The following is a 23,781-nucleotide window of genomic DNA, read 5'->3' as shown; positions in this document are numbered from 1 at the left end:
TGCGGCGAGGGCCGGGGACGGCTACGCGGCCGGGTGGGCAGCCAGAAGCTCGGCCACCTCGGGCACGGTGCGGAAGTCGCGAAGCCTGTGCAGCACGACGCGGGTCCGGCTGTCGGTTCGGTCGCTGGCGACATCCGTCGACATGGCGATCATGCGCCCGGCGACCGTGGCGGCCTCCTCCGGCTCGTTCGCGTCGGCCAGTGCCACCGCCAGCCAGGACAGGTAGAGGGCCAGCTCCCGGGCATGGGACGCGTCGTACGCGCCAAGCACGTCCCTCAGGAGCGGCACCGCCCTCAGCGGCCGGTGAAGTTCGGTGTAGACCCTCGCCTCCATCACCTTCAGTTCGCCCTCGCTGATCCAGTACAGGTAGTCCGGGTCCTCGGTGCCGGGCGTGTGCTCGGCCAGCGCCTCCCCGGCCTCGCCCAGCGCTTTGACGGCGGGCTGCGCCTGCTCCGCCTTGGTGTGCGCCCAAGCCACCCGATCGAGGTAGAGAGCCCTCGCCCGGGGAGGGGACCCCGCCGCCTGGTCGGCCGCCGCACGGGCCATCGACACGGCCTCCTTGGGATCGCCGACATTCGAGGTCTGATAGGCCAGCGAACCGAGCAGGTTGCCCGCCAGAGTGGCGTCCCCCGCCTGGTGCGCGGCGGACAGCCCCAGCCGGTAGATCCGCTCGGCCTCTTCGTGCCGACCGGCGTCCGAAGCGACCCACCCGGCGATCTGGGCGAGTTCGCCTATGGCCTGGAGCAGCTGGCGGCCGGTCTCCTCGCTGAAGGTCGATTCCCGGTACAGGGTCACAGCGGCGCGCAGCTCCCGCATCGCCCGGCCGATCAGGTCACGGCCGAACACAACATCGTCGGCCAGTCGCAGCCCGTGCACCCGGCTGTTCAGGTCGGCGACCGTGCTGGCGCCGAGCCGGCGACCTTCCCGAACCTTGAGCGGCGCCAGGACATCCGTCGCAGGCAGGAAGTCGTCGACGGTCGGCGTGGCCTGGCGGACGTCCACCCGGTCCACCGCCGTTGCCCGCTCCAGGGTCTCGACCGGCACCCGCAACACGGCCGACAGGAACGGCAGCCAGTCGCGCGGCGTGCGCCGCCCGGTCTCCCACCTGTAAACGTGCTGGCGGTCGAGCGTTGGAGTGCCCCCGGCCGCCTCGTTCAGCTTCCGCGCCAGGTCCGCCTGAGACAGCCCTCGTTCGGTGCGCAGTCTCCGAATCAACGCCCCGATGGGCTCCCCGCCAGTCATGCTCCCAGTGTGGATTACGGAGAGGACTACAGGTAGGCACTCTGCGTCATGGCCTCGCCAACAGTTGACTGGGCGGAAAACCGCAGATCGCAGGACAGACAGGACCCAAGTCATGGTGAAGTCGCTGATCAGTCACGGTGAGCTGCCCTATCCCCGGGGCACACTCGTCAAGGACCCGAAGACCGAGCGCACCGGCTTCCTGGTCGATGTGCTGGAGGAGCGCAGCGCGGAGACCCGCCAGCTCGTCGCCCGCCGGGCGTTCATGCGGCCGGTCGGCGGCGGCCGGGAATGGGAGGTTCCCGCCGACCGCATCCGCCCGGTCGAGGACGACGCGTGACGGCCGCCGTACGGATGGCGGTGGTGGTCCGGCGCGGCGACGTGATCGGCTACGCGGGCCGCTGGCGCACGGTCGAGCACGTGCACACCGTGCAGACCGCGAGCGGCGGTCTGTCCATCGTCTTCACCTGGCAGGACGGCGGTTCGGCCCGTGTCGTCGCGGGCGAAATGTTGCTGCTGGGCAGACGCCCCGCCTGACCCGCTCCCACCTGCGCCCCGTCCAACATCACCTGGACGGGGCGCAGTTGTTCCCGTTTCCGGCCGTCTTGCGCTATAGTCGAGCCAGCGAGCCATTCGATGGCTCGGTGCACCTGAGCACCCCGTGGCATTCGACCCGGGCATCAGGACTTGCGGTGCAGGAGCCGAGTGGGAGCAGCTGTTCAGTAAGGCAGCCTCCTTGACGCCAAGGTTGTGAATGCCCCGCACGTAGACCGAAGACCAAGGACCTAGGAACTCTCCGGACGGACACCCGCCCGGAAACCTGAGAACCACGCATCGCGTCAATGCAGGGCTTTCTCAGTTCGAGCCACCAAGCCAAGCGGTGGCCGAGCTGACGAATGCCCGCGCATCGCCCGGCTCGGCTACCTGAACGCCGGTTTCGGCGTTCTCTCGATCTTCGTGTTCGCCCTTCGCGGCTTCGTTGACCAGCTTCCCGAACTGTTCACCTCCTTCGGCCGTGCCCGCAGTGCCTGGCATGAGCTGAAGAGCGTCCGACCGGACGAAACCGAGCCCGACGAGGCCGAGCCGGTGGGTCACCACCAGGACCAGGAGCCACCCGCCGCCGCATAACCCGTCCCGGCCTCCCGTGGCCCACGGGAGGCCCTGGGATCCCGCCCCCGGGCACCGGGCCCGGCCGGTGCGCGAGAGGTCACGGGAGATACCGTCCCGGCCCGGCTTGTCCTGTCCGGCCTCCGGCTGGTTCCGTCGGGCCGGGCGGCAATCAAACCCATGCCAGGTCGATCCCGCCCCGCAGGCCCCGGCGAAAGTCCACCGCCGGGGCCTGGCTTGTGCCCCCGCCCCCGGCCTGGTTCCGTCGGCGGGTAATCAATCGACAACTCGGTTACGAGAGTCTCCACGGCTCGCACCAGGAGGCCCCGGCGTTCCGCCTCCCGCCGGGGCCTCACTGCCTCAGCGGACGGTGTCGCCCGGCCCGATCTCGCCGGGCCGCTCCTCCGGCTTCGGCAACAGCCGATCGACCATCGCGTCCGGCGTTCCCTGGATGTCCAGAGCCTTCATCGCAGCGGCCGAGTTGAGGTTGTCCCGAGCCGTCGGGTCCTGAACCCGGTCAATGAACCCGGTGGCCTTTTCGAGCTTGTGATCCGCATCGATCTTCACGTCCAGCCGCTCAGCCTGCTTCGTGAGATGGGCACGGGCGCGCCGGGCGTGGATCGCCAGCGCACCGCCCCCAACAGTGATCAGGGCCCCGGTCAGCGCGGTCACCAGCGGCAGGTAGCTGATGTCGGGGTTCCCCGCGTGGACCAAGGCCAGCACCGCCCCGGCCAGGATGACGGCCGCGCCGCCCGCCATGAAGCAGACGCTCAGCCGGAAGGTCCATTCGACCTGCTTCAGCGATTCCTTCAGGAAGTCGAAGAAGAACCGCTGCCGCTGCTCGGCCAGGCTCTCGCTGTTCTTCTGGTTGCCCGCCCCCGTGTGGACCGGGCCGACGGTACCGGTGTGGACCGAGCCCACTTGGTAGACGTTTCCGATGACCCTTGCACCACCAAAATTGAACCGAACCTCAGGGTCCGGATCGTTCTTGGCTTCTACGTAGTCTTCCGCTGGCACCCACTGCGACTCGTCGTCCATGTCGTCCCTGGACATGCCGCCCCCGTTCCCCAACCGCCTCGTCGTCAACTCGATTCAGAGTACTGGCGGTCGGGCGGTTCAGGCGGGGATGTCGCAGCGGAACCGGATCGGAGCCGGGGCGGTGCGGGCCGTCATGGGCGCCGGCACGCCCATCGTGAACCGTCCCAGCTCGGAGGCTCTGCGAGCGGTGGCCAGCGATCCGCTGCGCAGCGCGGCCTCGACCACGACCGTGCCTCGGGTGAGGGCGGCGATCACGCGGTTGCGCTGGATGAATCGGCTGCGGGTCGGATGATCACCGGGTGGTAATTCCGCGATGATCAAGCCCTGTTCGGCGATGCGCCCGAGCAGCTCGGTGTGTCCGCTCGGGTAGACACGGTCGACACCGGAGGCGAGGACCGCGACGGTCGCGCCGCCTGCCGCCAGTGCGCCCCGGTGCGCGGCGCCGTCCACGCCGTACGCGGCCCCGGAGACCACCGACCAGCCACGTTCGGCGAGTCCGGAGCCCAAGGTGGCCGCCACATGTGCGCCGTACTCCGTGCAGGCACGGGCACCGACGAGAGCGACCGAGCGCAGGGCCCACAGGCGGAGGTTCGCGGTACCACGTACCCACAGGCCTACCGGGCGGGCATCGCCCAGGTCGTCCAGCTGGCGGGGCCACTCGTCGTCGCCGGGGCAGAGGAACCGACCGCCCAGCGCGGCGACGGTGGCGAGGTCGGCCTCGGGCGACGCGCGCTCGGCACGTAGCCGCAGGCCCGCCACTTTTGCCGCGCCGGCGCCTTCGGGCGGGTCGTCCGCGCCGAGGAGTGAGCGCCAGAGGGCCACCGGTCCCCTCCGCCGCAGCCAGCCCCCGGCGACCCCGTCGCCCGGTTCCAGGACACGCGTGAGGGCTGCCCTGGCCAGGCGCTCCGGCTCGGGAACGGGGCGTGCGCCCGCTTCGGGACCGGCCGGCCCGCCCATATCTCCGTCGCTCGATGCGCTGCCGAGGAGGGTCATGATCGGCTCACCGCCACAGGGACGCCGCGGCGCACGCCGGTGCGCAGTTCCAGGGCCCAGTCGACGTCCTCGGCCGTCGGCCGGTCGTGGCCCGCAAGGTCGGCGGCCGTCCAGGCGACGCGCAGTACGCGATCCAGGCCGCGGGCAGTGAGCAGGCCGTTCTCCAGGTCGCGCTCGGCCTGGACGAGTGCGCCCGGGGCCACGGACCACCGGGTACGCAGCTCGTGACCGGGGACTTCGTTGTTCGTGTGCCAGGGCGTGCCCTTGAAACGGTGGGATGCGCGTTCTCTGGCAGCGCGGATCCGGTCGGCGACGGTGGCGGTGGATTCGCCGCGCGTGCCCGCGACCAGTTCGCTGCGGGCGACCGGCTCGACGGCGATCCGCAGGTCGATCCTGTCCATGAGTGGCCCGGAGAGCCGGGCGCGGTATCGGGTGATCGAGGACGGGCGGCATTCGCAGCCGCCCGCGACGGTGCCGTAGCGCCCGCAGGGACAGGGGTTCGCGGCCAGGACCAGCAGGAAGGACGCCGGGAGCCGCATCATTCCGGCGGCGCGGGCGACCACGACGTGGCCGGCTTCGAGGGGCTGGCGCAGCGCGTCGAGCACCTTGGCGCTGCATTCGGCGGCTTCGTCGACGAACAGGACGCCGCGGTGGGCGAGGGACACCGCGCCGGGGCGGGGCAGTCCGCTGCCGCCGCCCACGAGGGAGGCCATGGTGGCGGAGTGGTGCGGTGCGCAGTACGGCGGGCGGCTGACCAGCGGCTGGCCGGGCGGGAGCATGCCCGCCACCGAGTGCACCGCGGTGACCTCCAGTGACTCCTTGGGTGAGAGGGGCGGCAGGAGTCCGGGGAGCCGTTCGGCGAGCATGGTCTTGCCGGCGCCGGGCGGTCCCTTCAGGAAGATGTGGTGCCGTCCGGCAGCGGCGATCTCCAGGGCGCGCCGGGCACCGTGCTGACCTGCGACTTCTGCGAGGTCCGGCGGTCGCCCCTCGGGAGGCGGTCCGGCGCAGGATCCGGCGCCCGGGACGACCAGTCCGGCGAGCAGCGGGTCCGGACGGCCGGGCTCGTCGGCTTCGTCCTCCTCCTCGGGTACGGGCCCGTCGGTGAGGACGGCGATGAGCTGGCGGAGGCTCCGTACGCCCAGGACGGAGACGCCCGGGACGAGCGAGGCCTCGGCGGCGGTCCGCTCGGGGACGACCACCTGGCGGTATCCCGCGTCGGCGGCGGCGAGGACGGCGGGCAGCACGCCGCGTACGGGGCGTACCCGGCCGTCGAGACCGAGTTCACCGATCATGACGAGGTCGGTGAGCTCGCGCGGGTCGATGAGTTCGGCGGCACCCAGGACGGCGCAGGCGACGGCCAGGTCGAAGCCGCTGCCGCCCTTGGGGACGGAGGCCGGGCTGAGCCCGACCGTCAGCTTCTTCTGCGGCCACTCGGAGCCGGAGTTGACCACGGCGGCGCGCACCCGGTCGCGTGATTCGATGAGGCTCTTGTCGGGGAGGCCGACGAGGGTGAAGGCGGCGACGCCCGGTTCGAGGTCGGCCTGCACCTCGACGACGACGCCTTCGACGCCGACCAGGGCGACGGAGCACGTACGGGCGAATCCCATCAGGTCACCCCCCGTACGTGGGTCACGACGGGCGCGCCGCGGGTGGGGAGCTGCACGCCGATCACGTCGATGCGTACGCCGCCAGGGGGCGGGCCGCCGTGCGCCGCGGTCCAGTGTTCCGCGAGGAGGCAGAGGCGACGGGCCTTGGTCGGCGTGACGGCTGCCATGGGGTGTTCGTACGGGCCTGCGCGCCTGGTCTTGACCTCGCACACCACGAACGCGTCGGCGTCGGCGGCGACGATGTCGATCTCTCCGAAGCGGCAGCGCCAGTTGCGGTCGAGGATGCGCATGCCGTGGGCCGTCAGCCACCTGGTCGCGAGGTCTTCGCCGTACCGTCCGAGTCCTGAGCGGCGGCTGCCCGCTCGGGCGCGACCGGCCGGGGCGCCCCGGCGCCGCGGGCGCTTACGCCGTGCCCTCGCAGATCCGGCCGATCTTGTCGATCCAGGGCCCGATCGACCCGATCCAGGACCTGTCCCGCCGGGCCCGAGTTCTGTCCGCCCCGGTCCAGGAGCTGTCCTACTACTTCCGACCGCGGTGTTCTCTGCTGTGGCGTTCATCCGGCACCACCTCCGGCACCGACAGTGACGCCTCAGCCGCCAAGTATTGGATCTTGGTGGAAAACCCGGCGGCTGTGCATAACCCCGTCGCCCGTTGGAGGGAACGAGTACCTCCGCGGCCGATCACGCGGAAACGGTCACTCAGCCGCTCGGCAGTTCGAGGTCGCTCTTGTTCAGCTCCTCGATGTTCACGTCCTTGAACGTGAGGACGCGCACCTGCTTCACGAACCTGGCGGGGCGGTACATGTCCCAGACCCACGCGTCCGCCATGGAGACTTCGAAGAAGACCTCACCCTGGACGGAGTGCACCTGCATCTCGTAGTCGTTGGTGAGGTAGAACCGGCGCTCGGTCTCAATCACGTATTTGAACAGTCCGACGACATCTCGGTACTCCCGGTAGAGCTTCAGCTCCATCTCGGTCTCGTACTTTTCGAGGTCCTCGGCACTCATGGCAGATCCCCTTCAGCCGTGCGTCCCCCTATTGTGCGTCAGACACTCTCGGTCTCCAGGACCACCGGCGCACTAGGGGGTCCTTCGTCGAGCAGTGTGCGCAGCAGCTCGGCGAGTCTGGTCGGGTACACCGTCTCATGGGATGCGGAAAGTTCCGCCACCGTCCACCATCGCAGACCCGCCACGCTGCGCCGTTCCAGCTCCGTCAGACCGCTCAGCCGGGTCGCGGTGCTCCGTGTACGCGCCAGGTAGAACCACTCGTCCTGGTCCCAGCGCCGCCCATCGAACGGGAACGAGCATTCCCGCCGCCACAGCACGGGGCCGAGCTCCGCGTCGGTGATCCCGGTTTCCTCTGCGAGCTCCCGCAGGGCCGCCTCTGCCCGGCTCTCGGCGCCCTCCAGGCCGCCGCCCGGCGTGAACCACCAGGTCCGCGACGGTTCGTCCGGTTCGAATCCGTGCATCAGCAGGACCCGGTCCTCGGGGTCGAGCAGGATCACCCGGGAGACGCGTCGCAGCGCCGTGCCCGTGGGTGTTCCGGTCTGCTCCTCTATGCCGGTGTCCGCCTCAGACACGCGTTCGCCTCCTCCGGTTCGCGATCGGCCCGTAGGCCGCTCCCCCCAGTATCAGCACCGCGCCGGCCACGATGGCCACCATGATGGGCCGCAGGGGGCCGGGCTGGGAGATGCCGCCGGGCAGGTCGGAGAAGGCCGTGGGCCGGTCCAACATGCCGAAGCTGCCGATAGGCCAGGCCTCGGCGTCCACCCGGGCGTCGACGGCGTCGCGCGGCACGGCGCCGTGATCGCCGTCCGTGAGGTGCACCCGCGAGTCCATGGAGTCGCTGCGGTGATCACCGAGGAGGAAGAGCTGTCCCTGGGGGACCTTGGCCTTGAAGCCGATGGGGGAGGCCGGCCCGCTGCCCTGGAGATACGGTTCCTCGATGGGCTTGCCGTTGACGGTGAGCTTGCCGCCCTTGTCGCAGCAGGTGACCTTGTCGCCGCCGACCCCGACGACCCGCTTCACCATGGGCACGTCGCCCCACACGGAGTCCTGGAAGACCACGATGTCGCCGCGGCGCACTTCCGAGCCGTCCACCTGCTGCGCCAGAACGCGGGCGCCGGCCCCGATGGTGGGCGCCATCGAATCGGTCGGCACGGTGTAGGGCCGGTAGAGCACCGCGCCCCATATGAATCCGCCGAGGAACAGCACACAGCCGAGGGCCACCGCCAGCCCGGACAGCACACTGCCCGCGGTCCGGACGTGGCCGTCCCCCGTACGCACCCTGGTCCCGCTCATCCCGCGCTCCTGCCCCGCGGGCGAGCCCCGCGTCGAAGATCCGGGACGGCACATTACCTGGGGTTACGCGCCCCAGTCAGCCTCCGGCCGACGGCCCGATCCGGGCATCCCGGACGCCGTTGCGCAACGTCCGCCGCGCATCGACGGTCCGTCCGCCGGAAGCACACACATCCCTCACCTGCGGGCTGTGCGTCAGCCGTCGCGGGGCTCCTTGCCGGTCGCGCCCACGGCCACGTTCGCCGGGAGCTTGGCGAGCACGCGGCGGCGCCGCCACAGGACGATCGGCACCGCGCCGGCCAGGCCCAGCGCCGCCGGCGCCGCGGCCATCGCCTGGTTCAGGGCCGGCTGGTCGAAGGTGTCCGGCACCGGGAGCAGCGACCAGCGGTTGATCGGCCAGGCGATCGTGAACGCGCGGCCCACGACCTCGTCCTCCGACACCGTGCCGTTGCCCTTCAGGTCCTGGTGGTAGCGCGAGTCCAGGGAGTCCTGGCGGTGGTCGCCCATCACCCAGATCCGGCCCTCGGGGACCTTGATGGGCCCGAAGGGCTTGTCACCGCACGGGGTGTTCCCCGCGAAGAGGTACGCGTCCTCCTTGAGCGCCGTGCCGTTGACCTTCACCGGCCCGGTGCCCTTGCACTCCACCGTGTCGCCGCCGACCGCGATGACCCGCTTGATCAGGTCCTTCTCCTCCGCGGACGGCATCAGGCCGATCCAGCTGAGGACCTTCTGGACCGGATTGGGCGTCGGGGTGGGCACCTCGTTGAGCCAACCACCCGGGTCGTGGAACACGACGACCTCGCCGCGCTCCGGCTTCGAGCCGAACCACGGGGTGAGCTTGTCCACCAGCACCCGGTCACCGCGCTGCAGGGTGTTCTGCATCGAGTCGGACGGGATCGAGAACGCCTGCACCAGGAAGGTCTTGATGACCAGCGCCAGGGCGAGCGCGATGAGGATGAGGAGCGGCAGCTCCTTCCAGAAGGAACGCGGCTTTTTCTCCGTCGTCACGCCGCCGTTCTCCTCTTCCCGCTCCTGTCGCGCGTCCCGCGGCTGCTGCTCCTGATGCGCCGCGTCCGCCTCGGGGGACCTACCGCGCCCCTCTGGTTCTTCGGGCTCTTCGGTTCCGGACCGTGCGCCGACCGCCAAGTCCCCCACATTCACTCCTTACTCCAAGCCGCTGCCTGCTCGTCAAACGGTGCAGGCCCACCACTCCCATAACGAGCGGGAGTTCCGCAGGGGTCGGGAGTACGGTCAAACCTTCGGGTGACAGCCTATGCGGCACCGATGCCTGCGTCGCCGGTGCACCCGGCGCGTCGCGCACAGAAGCGTACGTATCGGGCTCTTCCAGGCGTCGCCAGTGACCGAACGGCCAGGCGATCACGACGGCGCGGCCGACGACGCTGCTCTCCGCCACGGTGCCGCGGTACGGCTCGTCCAGGTGGTAGCGGGAGTCGGCGGAGTTGGACCGGTGGTCGCCCATCATGAACAGCCGCCCGGTCGGCACGGTGACCTCGAACTTCAGCTGCGAGGGCGGGTTGCCCGGGTGAATGTAGGGCTCGCTCAGGGGCGTGCCGTTGACGGTGACCCGGCCGTTCTTGTTGCAGCACTTCACAGTGTCGCCGCCGACCGCGACCACGCGCTTGATCAGGTCCTGCTCGTCCGCGGACGGCAGCAGCCCGATGAAGGTGAGCGCTTCCTTGATCTGCTTCACGCCCACCGGGTCGTTGGCCACGGTGGTGCGCTCCCCCGCCAGCCAGTGGTTCGGGTCCTTGAAGACGACCACGTCCCCGCGCTGCGGCTTCGAGCCGAACCACGGGGTCAGCTTGTCGACGAGCACCCGGTCGCCGATCTTGATGGTCTGCTCCATGGAGCCCGACGGGATCACGAAGGCCTGTACGAGGAACGTCTTCAGGACCAGCGCGATCGCCAGCGCCACCCCGATCAGGATCGGGATCTCCTTCAGGTACGAGCGTTGCCTGCGCCTCTTGATGCGCTTGGCCTGACGCCTCCGTTCGGCTCGGCCGCCGGTGGCCGGCAGCGTCGTACGCGTCGCCGAGCCGCTCGTCCGGACGTCGGCCTCGTAGGGGTCGGCGCCGGGCACCCCGAAGTCGTGCGTACCTGAGGTTCCGAAGTCGTGCGCACCGGGGGCCCCGAAGTCGTGCGCGCCGTCCGCCCCGGAGGTGTACGCGTCCGTGCCGCGCCCTTCTTGTGGTGCGCCTTCCCGATGGTGTCCGTGGCGCGGGCGCCCTCTGTTACCCATGCGCCCCTGCCGGGTCCGGTATGCCGTCGAACGCGTGGGCCCCCTTCAGGGACGTCCAGCGGCCCACGGGCCAGCCGATCCAGTCGGCGCGTCCGATCACCTTGTCCAGCGGTACGGTGCCGCCGCCCGGGCCTCCGAGGTGATCGCGGGAGTCGCTCGACCTGGCGCGGTGGTCGCCCATGACCCACAGCTTGCCTTCGGGGACGACCACGTCGAAGGGCACGTCCGAAGCGCTGTCCCCAGGATGGAGATAGGGCTCGTCCACCGGTTTGCCGTTCACCTTGATCCGCCCCCGTTTGTCGCAGCAGGTCACCCGGTCCCCGCCGACGCCGATCACGCGCTTGATGTAGTCCGTCTCCGCGGCCGGTACGAGTCCGACCGCGGCACCGGCGCCGCGCAGCAGCCCCGTCACCGGGTTTTCCGCCGGCGCCTCCTGGACGAATGATCCGGTGCCGTCGAAGACGACGGCGTCCCCCCGGCGGGGCTCGTCGCCGAACCGGTACGCCAGCTTGTTCACCAGCACCCGGTCACCGACCTGGAGGGTGTTCTCCATCGAGGAGCTGGGGATCAGGAACGGCTGGACGACGAAGGCGCTCAGCAGCCCCACGAACGCCAGGCAGGCCAGCACCAGCAGCACGGGCCCGCGCCGCAGCAGCGGACGCGCCTCGGCCTCCTCACGGCCTTCCTCGCGGCTCTCCGCGGGCTCCTCCGACGCGCCCTCGCCGGCCGTCCCGGCGGGCCGCTCACCGGACCGCTGCCACCGCCGGAAAAAACGCGCGGAGCGCGACCCCTGCTCCGCCCCCTGGCCGGGGGAGGGAGAGGAGTCGCGCTCCGGAAGCGTTGAAGGCTGTGCGTCGGTGTCCATCGAGCCCAGAGCCTAACCGGCCGGGCCGTAAGGACACCGTACGGCTGGTCAGCTCTCGCGCTTCTCCTTGATCTTGGCGGCCTTGCCGCGCAGCTCGCGGAGGTAGTACAGCTTGGCGCGACGGACGTCACCGCGGGTCACGACCTCGATCTTCTCGACGATCGGGGTGTGCACCGGGAAGGTGCGCTCGACGCCGACGGAGAAGCTGACCTTGCGGACCGTGAAGGTCTCGCGCACGCCGGCGCCCTGGCGGCGGATGACAACGCCCTTGAACTGCTGCACACGGGAGCGGTTGCCCTCGATGACGCGGACGTGGACGTTGACGGTGTCACCCGGGCGGAACGCGGGGACGTCGCTGCGCAGCGACGCGGCGTCGACGGAGTCGAGAAGGTGCATGACCTACTGCTTTCTTCGCTGATGCCACAGGTCATCAGCGGGATTCGTGATGATGTTTCGGAGACCGAACGACAGCGTTCGGGTGCCGGTCCGCCGGGCGGGCGTCGTTCCCCCTGTGGCAGGGGCGCACGCCGGACGCACAGCAGCGGCCTATTCTTCCACGGGCTCGGTCGTCCGCCCAAATCGGCCGTCCGGCCCGGGGCCCCACCCCAGGATGGAGAGGATTTCGCGGTCCTTCTTGTCGAAGGCGGCGGGGTCGGCGCGTTCGATCAGGTCCGGGCGGTTCCGGTCCGTACGGCGGAAGGCCTCGTCCCGCCGCCAGCGGGCGATCTTCCCGTGGTGGCCGCTGACCAGCACCTCGGGGATGCCGCGGCCGCGCCACTCCGGGGGCTTGGTGTAGACGGGCCCCTCAAGGAGGTCGGCCATCGCCCCGGGGGCGAAGGAGTCGTCCTGATGAGAGGCCGCATTGCCGAGCACTCCCGGGAGGAGCCGGGCGATGGCCTCGACCATGACCAGTACGGGGGCCTCGCCACCGGCCAGCACGTAGTCGCCGATGGAGACCTCACGGACGTCCAGGCTGTCGCCGTACTCCTCGATGACGCGGCGGTCGATACCTTCGTAGCGGGCGGGGGTGAACACCAGCCAGGGCTTCTCGGAGAGCTCGACGGCGAGCTGCTGAGTGAAGGGCCGGCCGCTGGGTGTCGGAACGACGAGCACCGGCTTGTCCTCGCCCTCGCCCGACGCGATGACCGAGTCCAGCGCCTCGCCCCACGGCTCGGGCTTCATGACCATGCCGGGGCCACCGCCGTACGGGGTGTCGTCCACGGTGTTGTGCTTGTCGTGCGTGAACTCGCGCAGGTCGTGGATGCGTACGTCCAGCTGGCCGCGGGCCCGCGCCTTGCCGACCAGGGAGACGTTCAGCGGTTCGAGGTACTCGGGAAAGATCGTGACGACGTCGAGGCGCATGTCAGGCGTCCTCACCGCGCGAGGGCCGCTCGCCTTCGGGGGCGCGGTCCTGCTCGGACGCGCCGGCCGAGCCCGCTTCGTCCGCCGCGTCCCGGCTGGAGGCGACCTCGGCCCGGTCCTCGTCGAGCAGCCCCGGCGGCGGGGTGATCACCGCGCGCTGCTCCTCCAGGTCGATCTCGGGCACGATCTCCGTGACGAACGGGATCATGACCTCGCTGCCGTCGGGGCGCTCGACGACCAGCAGGTCGTGGTACGGCAGGTGCGAGACCTCGGTGATGCGACCGACCTCGGTGCCGTCCGCGGTGACCACGTCGAGGTCGACGAGCTGGTGGTCGTAGAACTCCTCGGGGTCCTCCGGCAGCACCTCGGGGTCCACCTCGGCGATCAGAAGGGTGTTGCGCAGCGCTTCTGCAGCGGTGCGGTCCTTCACACCCTCGAAGCGCAGCAGGAGCCGCCCACTGTGCACACGACCGGTCTCAATGGTCAGCGGGCCGGTGGACGCGGGGTCGGTGGCCAGCACCGCACCCGGCGCGAGCCGCAGCTCGGGCTCGTCCGTGCGCACCTCCACCGTGACCTCGCCCTTGATCCCGTGGGCACGCCCGATCCGCGCGACAACCAGCTGCACGATTGCGCCTTGCCTTTCCTTGCGGCTCATCCACCGCCGCTCTCGCGGAGGTGGCTCTCGCCATCGTGATTCCTCAATGAATGGTTGCGGCGGGCAAAACGCCGCCGCAAAACAGCACGGGCCGGGACGGGCCGAAGCCCACCCCGGCCCGTGCCGGTGTTCCGATGCTCAGCGGACCTGGTCCACGTCGACGAGGTCGACGCGGATGCCGCGGCCGCCGAGGGCACCCACGACCGTACGCAGAGCGCGCGCGGTGCGGCCGTTGCGGCCGATCACCTTGCCGAGGTCGTCCGGGTGCACCCGGACCTCCAGGACGCGCCCACGACGCAGATTGCGCGAGGCGACCTGCACGTCGTCGGGGTTGTCAACGATGCCTTTTACGAGGTGCTCAAGAGCCTCCTCGAGCATGCTCAGGCCTCGGTCGACTCGGACTTGGCCGTCTCGGCCTCGGCCTCGTCCGCCTTCTTGTCAGCCTTCTTGGCCTTGGGGGTGATGGCCTCACCCTTGGGCTCGTCACCGGCGTCCTTGGCAGCGGCCTCGAAGAGGGCGCGCTTGTCGGCCTTGGGCTCGGCGACCTTCATCGGGGCCGGGGCGGGCAGACCCTTGAACTTCTGCCAGTCGCCGGTGACCTTGAGGATGGCCGCCACGGGCTCGGTCGGCTGCGCGCCGACACCCAGCCAGTACTGGACGCGCTCGGAGTCGACCTCGATGCGCGAGGGGTTCTGCACCGGGTGGTACAGGCCGATCTCCTCGATGGCCCGGCCGTCACGGCGGGTGCGGGAGTCGGCAACGACGATGCGGTAGTGAGGCGAACGGATCTTGCCCAGACGCTTCAGCTTGATCTTGACTGCCACGGGAGTGGTGTCTCCTGGTGTTGACGTGGTTGGGCACAACGAGATGCCACGTGGGGTTGCGGTACCCGAGTGCCCGATGGACGCGTCAGCCGGAGGAGAGAGGGGTCCTGTGCGACTGTCGAGTACAGCTAGCCATTGTGCCATACGAGCGTGGGGCGACCGACCTCGGGCGCCTCACCACCGCTCCGGCCGGGCGGGACCGCACCCCGCCTCTCGGAGCCTCGGCCGGCCGCGGGTGTCGCGGGCGGCCGGCCTGGGCACCTCGGTCAGCCGACCGCGGCCACCTCGGGGATACGGAACGGCTTACCGCAGCCGCCGCACATGATGGGGGCCTGGGCGAGCACGGAGGGGACGACCCGGACGTTGCGTCCGCAGTCGCAGACGGCCTTGACCCGTACGCCGCCACCGGAGGAGCCGTGCCGCGCCGCCGGACCGCGGAAGCTCCGGCTGCTGTCGGCGGCGGTGGCGACGGTGTGCGCCTTGAGGGCTCTGCCGAGCCGCTCGATGGTGGGGCGGTACCGCCTTCTGGCGTCGGGGTTGAGCGTGACCAGGGAGAAGCCACTGCTGGGATGCGGCTCGTCCGCGTGGTCCAGGCCCAGCTCCTCGGCGATCGCCAGGAATCGGCGGTTGTGGTAGCGACCGGCGCGTGAGGTGTCGCGGACGCCGCGGGACGCGGCGATGCCGTGCACGGCCTCATGGAGCAGCCGTTCGAAGGAGAGGTCGGCGCCACAGGCGGACGAGGACTCTCCGATCAGGGATTCGGGCGCGGCCAAATCCGGCAGCTCGGGATGGTGCCGTTGAATGTCGGCCCAAGCGAGCGCCAGCTCGGCGGCGAGAACAGGTGTCGTGCTCACGTCGTGACAACGAGCCGGTGCCGCTCAGTGTTCCGATTCCGGGGCATCCCAAATAATTTGCACGTACCGGTCAGTTTCCGCTCATGCGCCGCACGGAGGGCGGGTGCGCAGTTCTCCGGAGGAGACGCGCACCGGGTACCCGGTCGGCACGTATCGGGGCGTACGTCCGACGCACTCCGGAGGATGGACGGCACCGGGGCTTCTTCGTGCCCGGCACCCCACGAGTCCCGAGGGAGCGGCCTCGCCTCAAGGGCGACCGATGATCACCAAGATGCTACCCGTGGCGTCGCGGCCGTACGGAACCGCCCCGTCCACGGCGCCCCGGACGCCCTACGGCCGGGGGTACGAGAGGGCGTACGCCACCCGGGTGACGGCCGTAGCGAAGCGCCCGAACGGCGCAGGACCACAGTCACCTCCGTCTCCGCCGCCGGCCGGGTGGCGCTCGGAGGGCGCAAACGGGGGCGCGCGGTAGACAACCGGGCGCAACCCCTGGACTCTGGGATCGATGGGGGGTTGTCTGGATCGGGGGGCACAGCGCAACAAATCGGGGGCGGAAGACCATTTCCCAAGCTCGGGCTCTCGGCGGATAGGGGCGCTTTCCATGACACCCACGCTCGTACAGCACGGCCTCCAGCGTTCCGGCCCTTCTGGTCACCCGGTACCGGACGGCTCCGGTTCGGGGGCGCGCGCCCGCGACTGGGCCGAAATCCAGGAACGGATGCTGGTGCCGCTGTATGAGGCCGTTTACCAGCGCCTGGACGTCGGCCCGCACACCCGACTGCTCGCGCTGGGCTGCGGTTCGGGGCTCGCTCTGCTCATGGCGGCCACCCGTGGCGCGCAGGTGAGCGGGGTGGACGAGGACGAGCCGCGGCTGCGGCTGGCCCGCGAGCGGCTGACGCCCCAGCCGGAGGCGAGCGCGGCCTCCGCAGGGTCCGCCGCCCGCCTGGCCCGCGGCGGCCCGGAGCGCATGGACGCCCCGGAGCGGGGCCGCTTCAACATGGTGACGGCGTTCCATCCGGCGGGCTGCGCCGGCAGCGCCGAAGGGCTGGTGTCCTCCCTGCAGACGGCGACGGCCCTCGCCGAACGCGGCAGTCCGGTGGTGCTCGGCGGCTGGGGTCCGTTCGAGCGGTGCGCGACGGCCGGCGTACTCCGAGTGGCGCAACGCCTCTCGGACCCGTCCGTCTCCCTCGACCGGACGGCCTCACCCGGCTCACCCGGAGCGGGCAGCTGGCGGCCGAGCGGCCGGGACGATCTGGAGGAGCTGGCCGAGCGTGCGGGGCTGCGACCTGACGGCTCGGGCCGGGTGGCCTGCCCGTTCGGGTATGCCGACATGCCGAGTGCGATGCGCGGGCTGTTGTCGACGGGCATGTTCGACGCCGCTCTGGAGGTCGCCGATCCTGCGCAGGTGGAGAAGGAGCTGTCCGAGGCGCTGCATCCGTACCAGCGCGCGGACGGCACGGTCTGGATGCCGAACGTCTTCCGCTATCTGATCGCCCGTACGCGCTGAGCGCGGTCGGTCCGCGACACCGGTGGCGCGCAGCCGGGTCCCGCCCCCGCGCATGCGCGCCCTTTCCCGCACACGCTCTTTCCCGCACACACTCGCGCGGGAAAACACCTTGGCAAAATCCAGAATCCTGGTTACTGTCATTTGCGTGAACAGTGTCGACGAGCGGTTCCTCACTCGCAACGGACTGGCTGCCCGGCAGCTCGCGGTCCTGCTGCTCAATCATGACGAGGACACCCGTCTTCCGCGCGTCCGCGACTTCGCCGAGGAGCTCGGCGTCGGCAACGGCACGGTCCAGGCCGCCCTCCAGATGCTGGAGGAGGCCGGCGCGATCGAGACCGTCGCCCGCGGCCACCTCGGCACCTTCCTCGTGCGGGCCGACCGGAACATACTGTGGCGCCTGTCCGGACTGGGCACGCTGCTCGCCGCCATGCCGCTCCCCTATTCACGACGGTACGAGGGTCTGGCCACCGGCCTGCGCACCGCATTCGAAGGCGCCGGCGCCCCGTTCGCCATCACGTTCATGCGCGGTGCGGCCACCCGCGTCGAGGCCCTGCTGGCGAGCAAGGTCGACCTGGTGGTGCTCTCCCGGTTCGCCGCCGACCGGTTCCTCGACGAACTCCCGCTGGAGCTGGTCGCCGATCTCGGCCCGGCCACATACGTCGGCGCGCACGGCCTGCTGCTGCGGCACGGCGTCGATCCGGAGGCGCCGGGACTGCGCGTGGCGGTCGACTCCGCGTCCGAGGATCTCCGGATGCTGGCCGCGCGCGCGTTCGCCGGGCGCGACGACATCCAATGGGTGGAGTCCTCCTACATGCAGCTGCGGGATCTGTTCGCACGCGGCGAGGTGGACGCCACGGTATGGAATCTCGACGAGGCCCAGGACCACCTCGGGCCGGACGTCGACGTACAGCCGCTGGGCGATGAGATCACCCGCGATCTGGCGCTCCGCAACTCCAGCGCCGCACTCATAGGGCGTGCGCAGAGTGCGGGAGCCCTGAGCGCGGTGCGGGACGGGGTGGATCTCTCCCTCGTCACCGATCTGCAGAGGGAGGTACTGCGCGGCGAGCGCATGCCCTCGTACTGACCTCGGAGCGGCGGCACCACGGAGAAAACGGGCTGCCGCCACCCCGCATCGGGCATGGCTCCGCCACTGTCACGCCCGGCACCCACCGAACAAAGCGTCAACCAGAGCGAGCTTCACTCACTCATTCGAAAAAGAGGGCCCACGACTCTCGTCAATATCCAGAATCCTGGTTACTGTCGATAACGCGGACACCTCAGGCATCGCGAGGAAAGGACGGCCCATGGAAGACAGACTCGCCCTCCGGATCCAGCTCTTCCGGGAGAGCGGACAGGCGCCTCAGCAGGTGACGCGCTTCGTCGAGGAGGAGCTGACCGCCCTGGCCGCCGAGGGACACACCGTCACCGAGGAGACCGCCGGGATGCTGACCAGCCATCTCGTGATGGCCCTCACCCGGCTGCTGAACGGCGAACCCATCGAGCAGTTCCTCACCGACGAGGAGGTGGCGGCGGAGCTCGCCGGTCACCCCGACGCCGTCGAGCGCGCCCGGGCCGTCTCCTTCCGCGCCGAGCAGGAGCTGGGCGCCTCGCTGCCCGACTCCGAGATCAATTTCCTGGCGATGCATCTCGCCGTACTCCGCAAGAACACCGTCAGAAGGGACGCGTCATGACGAAGATCCTCACCGGTGGTGTCGGCAAGGCCGATGTCGCCAAGACCGTGAAGCAGCTGGCACTGGACGGCGTGGACGTCGTGGTCTCCAGCGACATGGACGCGGCGATGAAGCTGCGCGCCGGACAGGCCGACTTCTACCTCGGCACCTGCCACACCGGCGCCGGAGCCTCGCTCGGTGTCCTGCTGGGTCTGATGGGCAGCGCCGCCTGCCACACCTTCGGCCGCTCCGTGCCCACCGAGGACGAGGTGGCGGCGCTCATCGGCGACGGGAAGAAGGTCTTCGGCTTCGGCATGGACCAGATCGACGTCGTCGCTCCCGTCATCGCCCGCGCCATCGCGGCCCACGGCGCCTGAACCGCACCCGGCATTGAGGAGTGAGCCGTGAGTGGGAACCTCGCCGCCGCAGCCGCCGGCAGCACAGACCTCAGTCTGTCACTGCCCCAGCAGCTGACCGTCATCGCCCTCTGCGCGCTGACGGCCTTCATCTCGCATCTGGCCCTGGCCGTCTTCAATGACGGCGTACGCCCCTTCATGCTGGACTTCATCCAGGGGCGCACGACCCGCAGCGCCACCACTGCCGTGTCGTTCGGGCTCTCCGCGGGCTTCATCTTCGGGCTGGGCGCGCCGATGGCGCTGTCCACCGGGGTGCTGAACCCGTGGCTGGTCTTCCTGCCCACCGACATCCTCGGCATCCTCTCGCCGAAGAAGTGGCTGGCCCCGATCCTCGGCGCGGCCTGGGGCGCGGTCATCGTCTTCGGTCTGAACGGCGCCAACAGCCTCGCGCACGACCTCCCGGTCGACTTCCTCACGGCGATGCAGCAGATGTCGACGCCGATCCTCTTCCTCTTCACGCTCTTTCCGGTGCTGGCCATCACCAAGCAGTTCGGCAGGGTGCGCGGCGCCATCGCGGGCGTCGTCGAACTGGTCCTGGTCGTCGCCACGATGAAGCTGTGGCCGAACGTCTTCGCCGGTGCCATCGCCATGGCGGTGGGCGTGCTGATGCTGATCGCGTTCGCCGTCTCGAAGGACCTGCGGGAGCGCAAGGCGGAGCGGGCCGAGCGGATCGCGAACGGCGACGGCGCGGCGGAGCCGGAGCCGAGCGACGACGATCCGATGGCCTCGCTGTTCAGCGCGAGCGCGACCCGGCTCCGTAAGCACCTGCCACTGTTCATGCTGCTGGGTGCCGGGGTCTGCCTGCTGGCCCAGATGCACATCTTCGGCGGCGGCGAGGCGACCAGCTTCCTGATCGCCAAGGGCGACTACAGCGGCGCGGCGCAGGTGGACTTCTACCGGGTCTTCGGCTTCGTTCCGCTGATCGCCACCACGGCGCTGGCTTCGGGCGCGTACGGCATCGCCGGCTTCACCCTGGTCTACCCGATCGGCTATCTCCTGCCGAACCCCTGGCTGGCGCTGATATGCGGCGCCGTCGTCTTCGCCGTCGAGGTGCTGGCGCTGTCCTGGATCGGCCGGGTGCTGGGCAGACTGCCGTCGGTCCGGGACTCCTCGGAGCACCTTCGCGGCGCGATCAGCGACTCCCTTCAGCTGGCCATCCTCTTCGGCTCGCTGATGGCGGCCAACGCCATGGGCGGCGGCCTCGGCATCCTCATCGTCGGCGGGCTCTACCTGCTGAACGAGGCGATGGGCCGGGTCGTGGTCCGCATGGCAGCGGCACCCGCCGCCGTGATCGTCGGTGGCATCGCCCTCAACGTCCTGTACTGGCTGGACCTGTTCACCCCCGTCAAGGGCGGCTGACGCGGTCGGTACGCGGCTCGCGGAGTCGGCGGCATACGGGAAACGGGGCGGACCGGTCGCACGGCCGAGGCCCCAGAGGCCAACGACCGGCCCCCGGGCCGGCGGGTGGTCCTCGGGCCAACGGCCGACCCCCAGGCCAAAGGTCGGTCACCAAGCCAACGGTCGGTCCTTAGACCAAGGGTCGGTCCCCGCAGCCGGCACTCCGGCAGGAAGGAAGCAAGGCAGCACCATGCACGACATCCGGACCGTCACCGGTCCCCTCTCCCCCTGCGCCGTACGGGGCCCCGCGCTCGCACACGAGCACCTGGCCCTCGACCTCCGCCGGGACGCCGACCGGGCAGCGGTGCTCGACGACGCCCACGCCGACGCGGTCACGCGCGAACTCACCGGGCTGCGCGAGGAGTACGGCCTCGCGCTGGTCGTCGAGCTGACCTGCCGGGGCATGGGCCGCGACGTGGCGGCACTGGCCCGGATCGCCAAGGGTTCCGGCGTGCCGGTCGTCGCGGCCACCGGCTGGTACTACGAGCCGTTCCACCCCTCGGAGGTCGGCGACGCCGGCGTCGAGGAGCTGACCGGCACGCTGGTACGCGAGATCACCGAAGGCATCGGACCGGAGCGGGTGCTGCCCGGCGTCATAGGGGAGGTCGGGAGCCACGGGGACCGGCCGAGCGAGCCGGAGGTCCGTACGCTCACGGCGGCCGCGCGGGCGGCCGTGGCCACCGGCCTGTCCGTGGTCACGCACGCGCAGCTCGGCCGGGGCGGCCCCGCCCAGCTGGCGCTGCTCACCGCCGAGGGCCTGCCGCCGCACCGCGTCTGCATCGGCCACCAGGATCTGCTGGACGCCCCGGGCGTGCACCGGGAGCTGGCGGAGCAGGGCGCGTACGTCGCGTTCGACACGGTCGGCAAGGAGAGCTACCAGAGCGACGCGACCCGGCTGCGGCTGCTGCTCGCGCTGCTGGAGGCCGGGCACGCGGACCGGGCGCTGCTCAGCTGCGACGTCTCCCGCCATGGCTACCTGCGGGACGAGGGCGGCCAGGGCTACGGCCATCTGTTCCGGTCCTTCCTGCCGCGGCTCCGGGCGGCCGGCGTGGACGACGACACGATCGACCTGATGACTCGCCGCAACCCGCTCCGCTTCCTGGCCGGCGCGCGCACCGAGGAGGTGGCCTGAGATGTCCGGAGAAGAACACCGGTTGCCGGAGACCTTCCCGCTGCCGACCGTGCCGCTGGAGGACGCCGCCGCCCGCCAGTACCGGCTGATGGAGTGCGTCGCGCGGCACTTCGAAGGGGAGCGGCTCTTCGAGGCGGACGCCGGAGTGGTTCCCGGGCTCGGCAGGCCGCGTACGACCGCCGGAGTGGAGGCGGTGCTCGCCGACTTCTTCGGCGCCGAGGCCGCCGCCCTCGTACAGGGCGCCGGCACCGGAGCGATCCGCGCCGCGCTGTCCTCGGTGCTCGGCGCGGGCGACCCGCTGCTCCTCCACAGTGCGCCGGTCTACCGCACCACCGCCGTCACGCTGCGGGGCCTGGGCGTGGCGGTGACCGAGGTGGACTTCAACGACCGTGCGGCGCTGACGGAGGCGCTGGCGAGCGGTCGGTTCACCTGGGCCTACGTGCAGCACACCCGGCAGCGGCTGGCCGACTCCTACGACCCCGGCGAGGTGCTGGCGGCCTGCCGTGCGGCGGGGGTCCGTACGGTCGTCGACGACAACTACGCGGTGCTGCGGGTTCCGCGGAGCGGGGTCGAGCTGGGCGCCGACGCCTCCTGCTTCTCGCTCTTCAAGCTGCACGGCCCGGAGGGCGTCGGGGTGGTGGTGGGCGCCGCCGACCTGGTGGCGCGCGTGCACGCGGACAACTACTCCGGGGGCGGACAGGTGCAGGGGCACCAGGCGCTCGACGCGCTGCGTGCCCTGACCCACGTGCCGGTGATGTGGTCGCTGCAGTCCGCGGTGGGCGCGGAGGTGGCCGAGCGGCTGACGGCCGGCGAGGTCCCGGGCGTCGCCGAGGTCCGTATCGCCAACGCACAGGACCGCTGTCTGCTGGTGCGGCTGGACCGGCCGGTGGCGCGCGAGCTGCCCGCCGTGGCGGCGCGGTACGGGGCGGCGCCCTACCCCGTCGGGTCCAACTCCCGTTACGAGATCGCCCCGTTGTTCTACCGCATGTCGAGCTCGTCGCTGGAGGCCGCGCCGGGGCTCGCGGAGTGGACCGTGCGGATCAATCCCATGCGCGCCGGCGCGGACCTCGTCCTGGACATCCTCCGCCGATCGCTCCACGACCTTCGTGAGACACACGACCTTCGCGAGACAGGGGACTGACCGTGTTCCTCGACGCCGTCCTGCACCGCAACCCCGAACTGGTCGCTTTCGCGACCGAGTTGCACGACTCCGGGGCCATCCCGCCGGACACGTACGTCATGGATCTCGACTCCGTCGAGTCCAACGCCGCGCTGCTGGCGCGGGAGGCGGACCGGCTCGGCCTGTCGCTGTGGTTCGTGGTCAAGCAGATCGGCCGCAACCCGGAGCTGATCGAGGCCATCGCCCGGCACATCCCCCGGTTCGCGGCCATCGATCCGCCCGAGGCCCGCATCCTGCACGCGGCGGGCGCCGAGGCCGGCAACCTGGGCCATCTCGTGCAGATCCCGGCGCGCGCCCTGCCCGAGATGCTGGCCTGGCGCCCGGAGACCGTCACGGTCTACGACCTCGCGAATGCTCGCGCCGTCTCGGACGCGGCCACCCGGCTCGGGTTCGTCCAGGACGTACTGATCCGGCTGGAGGGCGCACCCGGATCGGTCTATCCGGGGCAGGAGGGTGGGGTACGGCTGGACGGCGGCGTACGGGTCGAAGGCGGTGGGCCGCTCGGCGGTGGCGGCGGCCGACTGGCCGACGGTACGGGGCCGGACGGTGGCAGGCCCCTCGCCGACGGCGTACGGCTGGACGGTGGCGGAGGTGACGGACCGCGCGCCGACGGTATGCGGCCCGATGGGGACCTACGGCTCGACGGGGGCGCACACCCCGGCGCGGGCGTAGGGCTCGACGCGGATGCAGGACTCGAGGCCGGCATCGGGCTGGGTGCGGGCGTGGGGCTGGATGCGTTCCTCGACGAGGCCGAACGGTTGCCGGGGATCCGGGTGGCCGGTGTGACGGCGTTCCCGTGCGTGCTGTGCGATCCGGAGACCGGGGTGCCGCAGCCGACGCCCAACTTCGCCCTGGCCCGCAGGGCCGCCGAGCGGCTCGCCGCCCGCGGTCACACGGACCTCAAGCTCAGCGCGCCCAGCGCCACGTCGATGGCCACCCTGCCGCTGCTGGCCCGGCTGGGCGCGACACACGGCGAGCCCGGTCATGCCCTGACCGGCACCACCCCGCTGCACGCGGTGGATTACGAGCAGCCGGAGCGGCCCGCGTACGTGTACGTCAGCGAGGTGGCCCACACCCTCGCCGACGGCCGGCCCGCGCTGTACGGGGGCGGCTTCTACGCCCGGGGCGGCGCGCGGGAGGCGCTGATCCCGCGTACCGGGGCGCGGTTGCGGGTCGAGGACGCGCCCGCGGCGAACATCGACTACTACCGGCTGCTCGCGCCGGGGGACGCGCGGGTGGGCGACACGGCCGTGCTGGCGTTCCGTACGCAGATCTTCGTCACCCGCAGCACTGTCGCGGTCGTCTCCGGACTGTCCGCGGGCAGGCCGAAGCTCAGCGGCCTCTACGACCCCCTCGGGAGGCCCTACTGACCGATCA

The 23,781-nt window shown here is 71.0% G+C and carries 26 protein-coding genes and 2 pseudogenes; 10 read left to right on the top strand and 18 right to left on the bottom strand.

The window, feature by feature from the left end:
- Positions 1-21: 21 nt before the first annotated feature.
- On the bottom strand, positions 22-1,242 hold the full coding sequence (locus ABZ840_RS10250; protein WP_361556275.1) for a helix-turn-helix transcriptional regulator: 1,221 nt from the start codon (positions 1,240-1,242) through the stop codon (positions 22-24).
- Between the two features lie 112 nt (positions 1,243-1,354).
- Here ABZ840_RS10250 and ABZ840_RS10245 point away from each other — a divergent pair, with 112 nt between their 5' ends.
- Both ABZ840_RS10245 and ABZ840_RS10240 read left to right on the top strand, forming a co-directional pair.
- Positions 1,355-1,579 carry a hypothetical protein gene (locus ABZ840_RS10245; RefSeq protein WP_361556272.1) on the top strand — a complete coding sequence of 75 codons (225 nt, stop codon included), beginning with the start codon at positions 1,355-1,357 and terminating at the stop codon, positions 1,577-1,579.
- Complete coding sequence (locus tag ABZ840_RS10240) at positions 1,576-1,776, top strand: hypothetical protein (RefSeq protein ID WP_361556269.1); 201 nt, start codon at positions 1,576-1,578, stop codon at positions 1,774-1,776. Before ABZ840_RS10245 ends, ABZ840_RS10240 begins: the two co-directional genes overlap by 4 nt.
- A 318-nt stretch (positions 1,777-2,094) precedes the next feature.
- Here the strand turns inward: ABZ840_RS10240 and ABZ840_RS10235 are convergent, their stop codons facing one another.
- The 17 genes and pseudogenes from ABZ840_RS10235 to ABZ840_RS10155 form a co-directional block, all read right to left on the bottom strand.
- Positions 2,095-2,334: a hypothetical protein gene (locus ABZ840_RS10235; RefSeq protein WP_361556266.1), complete on the bottom strand. Its 240-nt coding sequence runs from the start codon at positions 2,332-2,334 to the stop codon at positions 2,095-2,097.
- Between the two features lie 372 nt (positions 2,335-2,706).
- Positions 2,707-3,399: a hypothetical protein gene (locus tag ABZ840_RS10230; RefSeq protein WP_361556263.1), complete on the bottom strand. Its 693-nt coding sequence runs from the start codon at positions 3,397-3,399 to the stop codon at positions 2,707-2,709.
- 111 nt (positions 3,400-3,510) lie between these two features.
- Positions 3,511-4,341: pseudogene (gene dprA / locus ABZ840_RS10225) on the bottom strand (DNA-processing protein DprA); the annotation flags it as partial.
- 32 nt (positions 4,342-4,373) lie between these two features.
- Positions 4,374-5,984, bottom strand: a complete 1,611-nt coding sequence (locus ABZ840_RS10220) for a YifB family Mg chelatase-like AAA ATPase (protein ID WP_361556260.1) — start codon at positions 5,982-5,984, stop codon at positions 4,374-4,376.
- Positions 5,984-6,334, bottom strand: a pseudogene (locus ABZ840_RS10215) (YraN family protein); the annotation flags it as partial. The gene ABZ840_RS10220 and the pseudogene ABZ840_RS10215, both read right to left, overlap by 1 nt.
- Before the next feature lie 348 nt (positions 6,335-6,682).
- Entirely contained in the window at positions 6,683-6,991 is a 309-nt protein-coding gene (locus ABZ840_RS10210; protein ID WP_003993268.1) for a DUF2469 domain-containing protein, read from the bottom strand.
- Positions 6,992-7,029: 38 nt separating this feature from the next.
- Entirely contained in the window at positions 7,030-7,563 is a 534-nt protein-coding gene (locus tag ABZ840_RS10205; protein ID WP_361556257.1) for an NUDIX hydrolase, read from the bottom strand.
- Positions 7,556-8,284: a signal peptidase I gene (gene lepB / locus ABZ840_RS10200; RefSeq protein WP_361556254.1), complete on the bottom strand. Its 729-nt coding sequence runs from the start codon at positions 8,282-8,284 to the stop codon at positions 7,556-7,558. The genes ABZ840_RS10205 and lepB (ABZ840_RS10200) overlap by 8 nt, the downstream gene beginning before the upstream one ends.
- Positions 8,285-8,476: 192 nt before the next feature.
- Positions 8,477-9,427, bottom strand: coding sequence for a signal peptidase I (lepB, locus tag ABZ840_RS10195; protein WP_361556603.1), 951 nt, complete (start codon positions 9,425-9,427; stop codon positions 8,477-8,479).
- A complete protein-coding gene (gene lepB / locus ABZ840_RS10190) occupies positions 9,369-10,541 on the bottom strand; it encodes a signal peptidase I (RefSeq protein WP_361556251.1) in 1,173 nt (390 codons plus the stop codon). The genes lepB (ABZ840_RS10195) and lepB (ABZ840_RS10190) overlap by 59 nt, the downstream gene beginning before the upstream one ends.
- Positions 10,534-11,406, bottom strand: coding sequence for a signal peptidase I (lepB, locus tag ABZ840_RS10185; RefSeq protein WP_361556248.1), 873 nt, complete (start codon positions 11,404-11,406; stop codon positions 10,534-10,536). Before lepB (ABZ840_RS10185) ends, lepB (ABZ840_RS10190) begins: the two co-directional genes overlap by 8 nt.
- 48 nt (positions 11,407-11,454) lie before the next feature.
- On the bottom strand, positions 11,455-11,802 hold the full coding sequence (gene rplS / locus ABZ840_RS10180; RefSeq protein ID WP_361556245.1) for a 50S ribosomal protein L19: 348 nt from the start codon (positions 11,800-11,802) through the stop codon (positions 11,455-11,457).
- Between the two features lie 150 nt (positions 11,803-11,952).
- On the bottom strand, positions 11,953-12,768 hold the full coding sequence (trmD, locus tag ABZ840_RS10175; RefSeq protein ID WP_361556242.1) for a tRNA (guanosine(37)-N1)-methyltransferase TrmD: 816 nt from the start codon (positions 12,766-12,768) through the stop codon (positions 11,953-11,955).
- 1 nt (position 12,769) lies between these two features.
- On the bottom strand, positions 12,770-13,393 hold the full coding sequence (gene rimM / locus ABZ840_RS10170) for a ribosome maturation factor RimM (RefSeq protein ID WP_361556239.1): 624 nt from the start codon (positions 13,391-13,393) through the stop codon (positions 12,770-12,772).
- A gap of 168 nt (positions 13,394-13,561) precedes the next feature.
- On the bottom strand, positions 13,562-13,801 hold the full coding sequence (locus ABZ840_RS10165; protein WP_030267150.1) for an RNA-binding protein: 240 nt from the start codon (positions 13,799-13,801) through the stop codon (positions 13,562-13,564).
- Between the two features lie 2 nt (positions 13,802-13,803).
- Positions 13,804-14,247 (bottom strand): 30S ribosomal protein S16, encoded by a 444-nt coding sequence (gene rpsP / locus ABZ840_RS10160; RefSeq protein ID WP_030267147.1) that lies wholly within the window; start codon positions 14,245-14,247, stop codon positions 13,804-13,806.
- Between the two features lie 266 nt (positions 14,248-14,513).
- The gene (locus tag ABZ840_RS10155; RefSeq protein WP_361556234.1) at positions 14,514-15,101 is read right to left on the bottom strand and encodes a hypothetical protein; all 588 of its coding nucleotides are present in this window, start codon (positions 15,099-15,101) and stop codon (positions 14,514-14,516) included.
- 601 nt (positions 15,102-15,702) lie between these two features.
- Between ABZ840_RS10155 and ABZ840_RS10150 the strand changes: the two genes are divergently transcribed.
- The 8 genes from ABZ840_RS10150 (at position 15,703) to ABZ840_RS10115 (ending at position 23,774) form a co-directional block, all read left to right on the top strand.
- The gene (locus tag ABZ840_RS10150) at positions 15,703-16,608 is read left to right on the top strand and encodes a class I SAM-dependent methyltransferase (RefSeq protein ID WP_361556231.1); all 906 of its coding nucleotides are present in this window, start codon (positions 15,703-15,705) and stop codon (positions 16,606-16,608) included.
- A 145-nt stretch (positions 16,609-16,753) separates the two neighbouring features.
- Positions 16,754-17,692, top strand: coding sequence for a GntR family transcriptional regulator YhfZ (yhfZ, locus tag ABZ840_RS10145; RefSeq protein WP_361556228.1), 939 nt, complete (start codon positions 16,754-16,756; stop codon positions 17,690-17,692).
- A 220-nt stretch (positions 17,693-17,912) separates the two neighbouring features.
- Positions 17,913-18,299, top strand: a complete 387-nt coding sequence (locus ABZ840_RS10140; protein ID WP_361556225.1) for a PRD domain-containing protein — start codon at positions 17,913-17,915, stop codon at positions 18,297-18,299.
- The gene (locus tag ABZ840_RS10135) at positions 18,296-18,655 is read left to right on the top strand and encodes a DUF2620 domain-containing protein (RefSeq protein WP_361556222.1); all 360 of its coding nucleotides are present in this window, start codon (positions 18,296-18,298) and stop codon (positions 18,653-18,655) included. The genes ABZ840_RS10140 and ABZ840_RS10135 overlap by 4 nt, the downstream gene beginning before the upstream one ends.
- A 27-nt stretch (positions 18,656-18,682) precedes the next feature.
- Positions 18,683-20,053 carry a YhfT family protein gene (locus tag ABZ840_RS10130; RefSeq protein WP_361556219.1) on the top strand — a complete coding sequence of 457 codons (1,371 nt, stop codon included), beginning with the start codon at positions 18,683-18,685 and terminating at the stop codon, positions 20,051-20,053.
- Between the two features lie 229 nt (positions 20,054-20,282).
- Positions 20,283-21,224 carry a phosphotriesterase gene (locus ABZ840_RS10125; RefSeq protein WP_361556216.1) on the top strand — a complete coding sequence of 314 codons (942 nt, stop codon included), beginning with the start codon at positions 20,283-20,285 and terminating at the stop codon, positions 21,222-21,224.
- Position 21,225: 1 nt separating this feature from the next.
- Positions 21,226-22,365 carry an aminotransferase class V-fold PLP-dependent enzyme gene (locus ABZ840_RS10120; RefSeq protein WP_361556213.1) on the top strand — a complete coding sequence of 380 codons (1,140 nt, stop codon included), beginning with the start codon at positions 21,226-21,228 and terminating at the stop codon, positions 22,363-22,365.
- Between the two features lie 2 nt (positions 22,366-22,367).
- A complete protein-coding gene (locus ABZ840_RS10115) occupies positions 22,368-23,774 on the top strand; it encodes an alanine racemase (RefSeq protein ID WP_361556210.1) in 1,407 nt (468 codons plus the stop codon).
- Positions 23,775-23,781 lie beyond the last annotated feature (7 nt).

Origin of the sequence: Streptomyces sp. NPDC047117 (genome assembly GCF_040643545.1) — a bacterium.
Classification (GTDB): domain Bacteria; phylum Actinomycetota; class Actinomycetes; order Streptomycetales; family Streptomycetaceae; genus Streptomyces.
The sequence above is the reverse complement of the archived record's forward strand: the minus strand, read 5'-3'. Positions and strand labels throughout refer to the sequence as shown.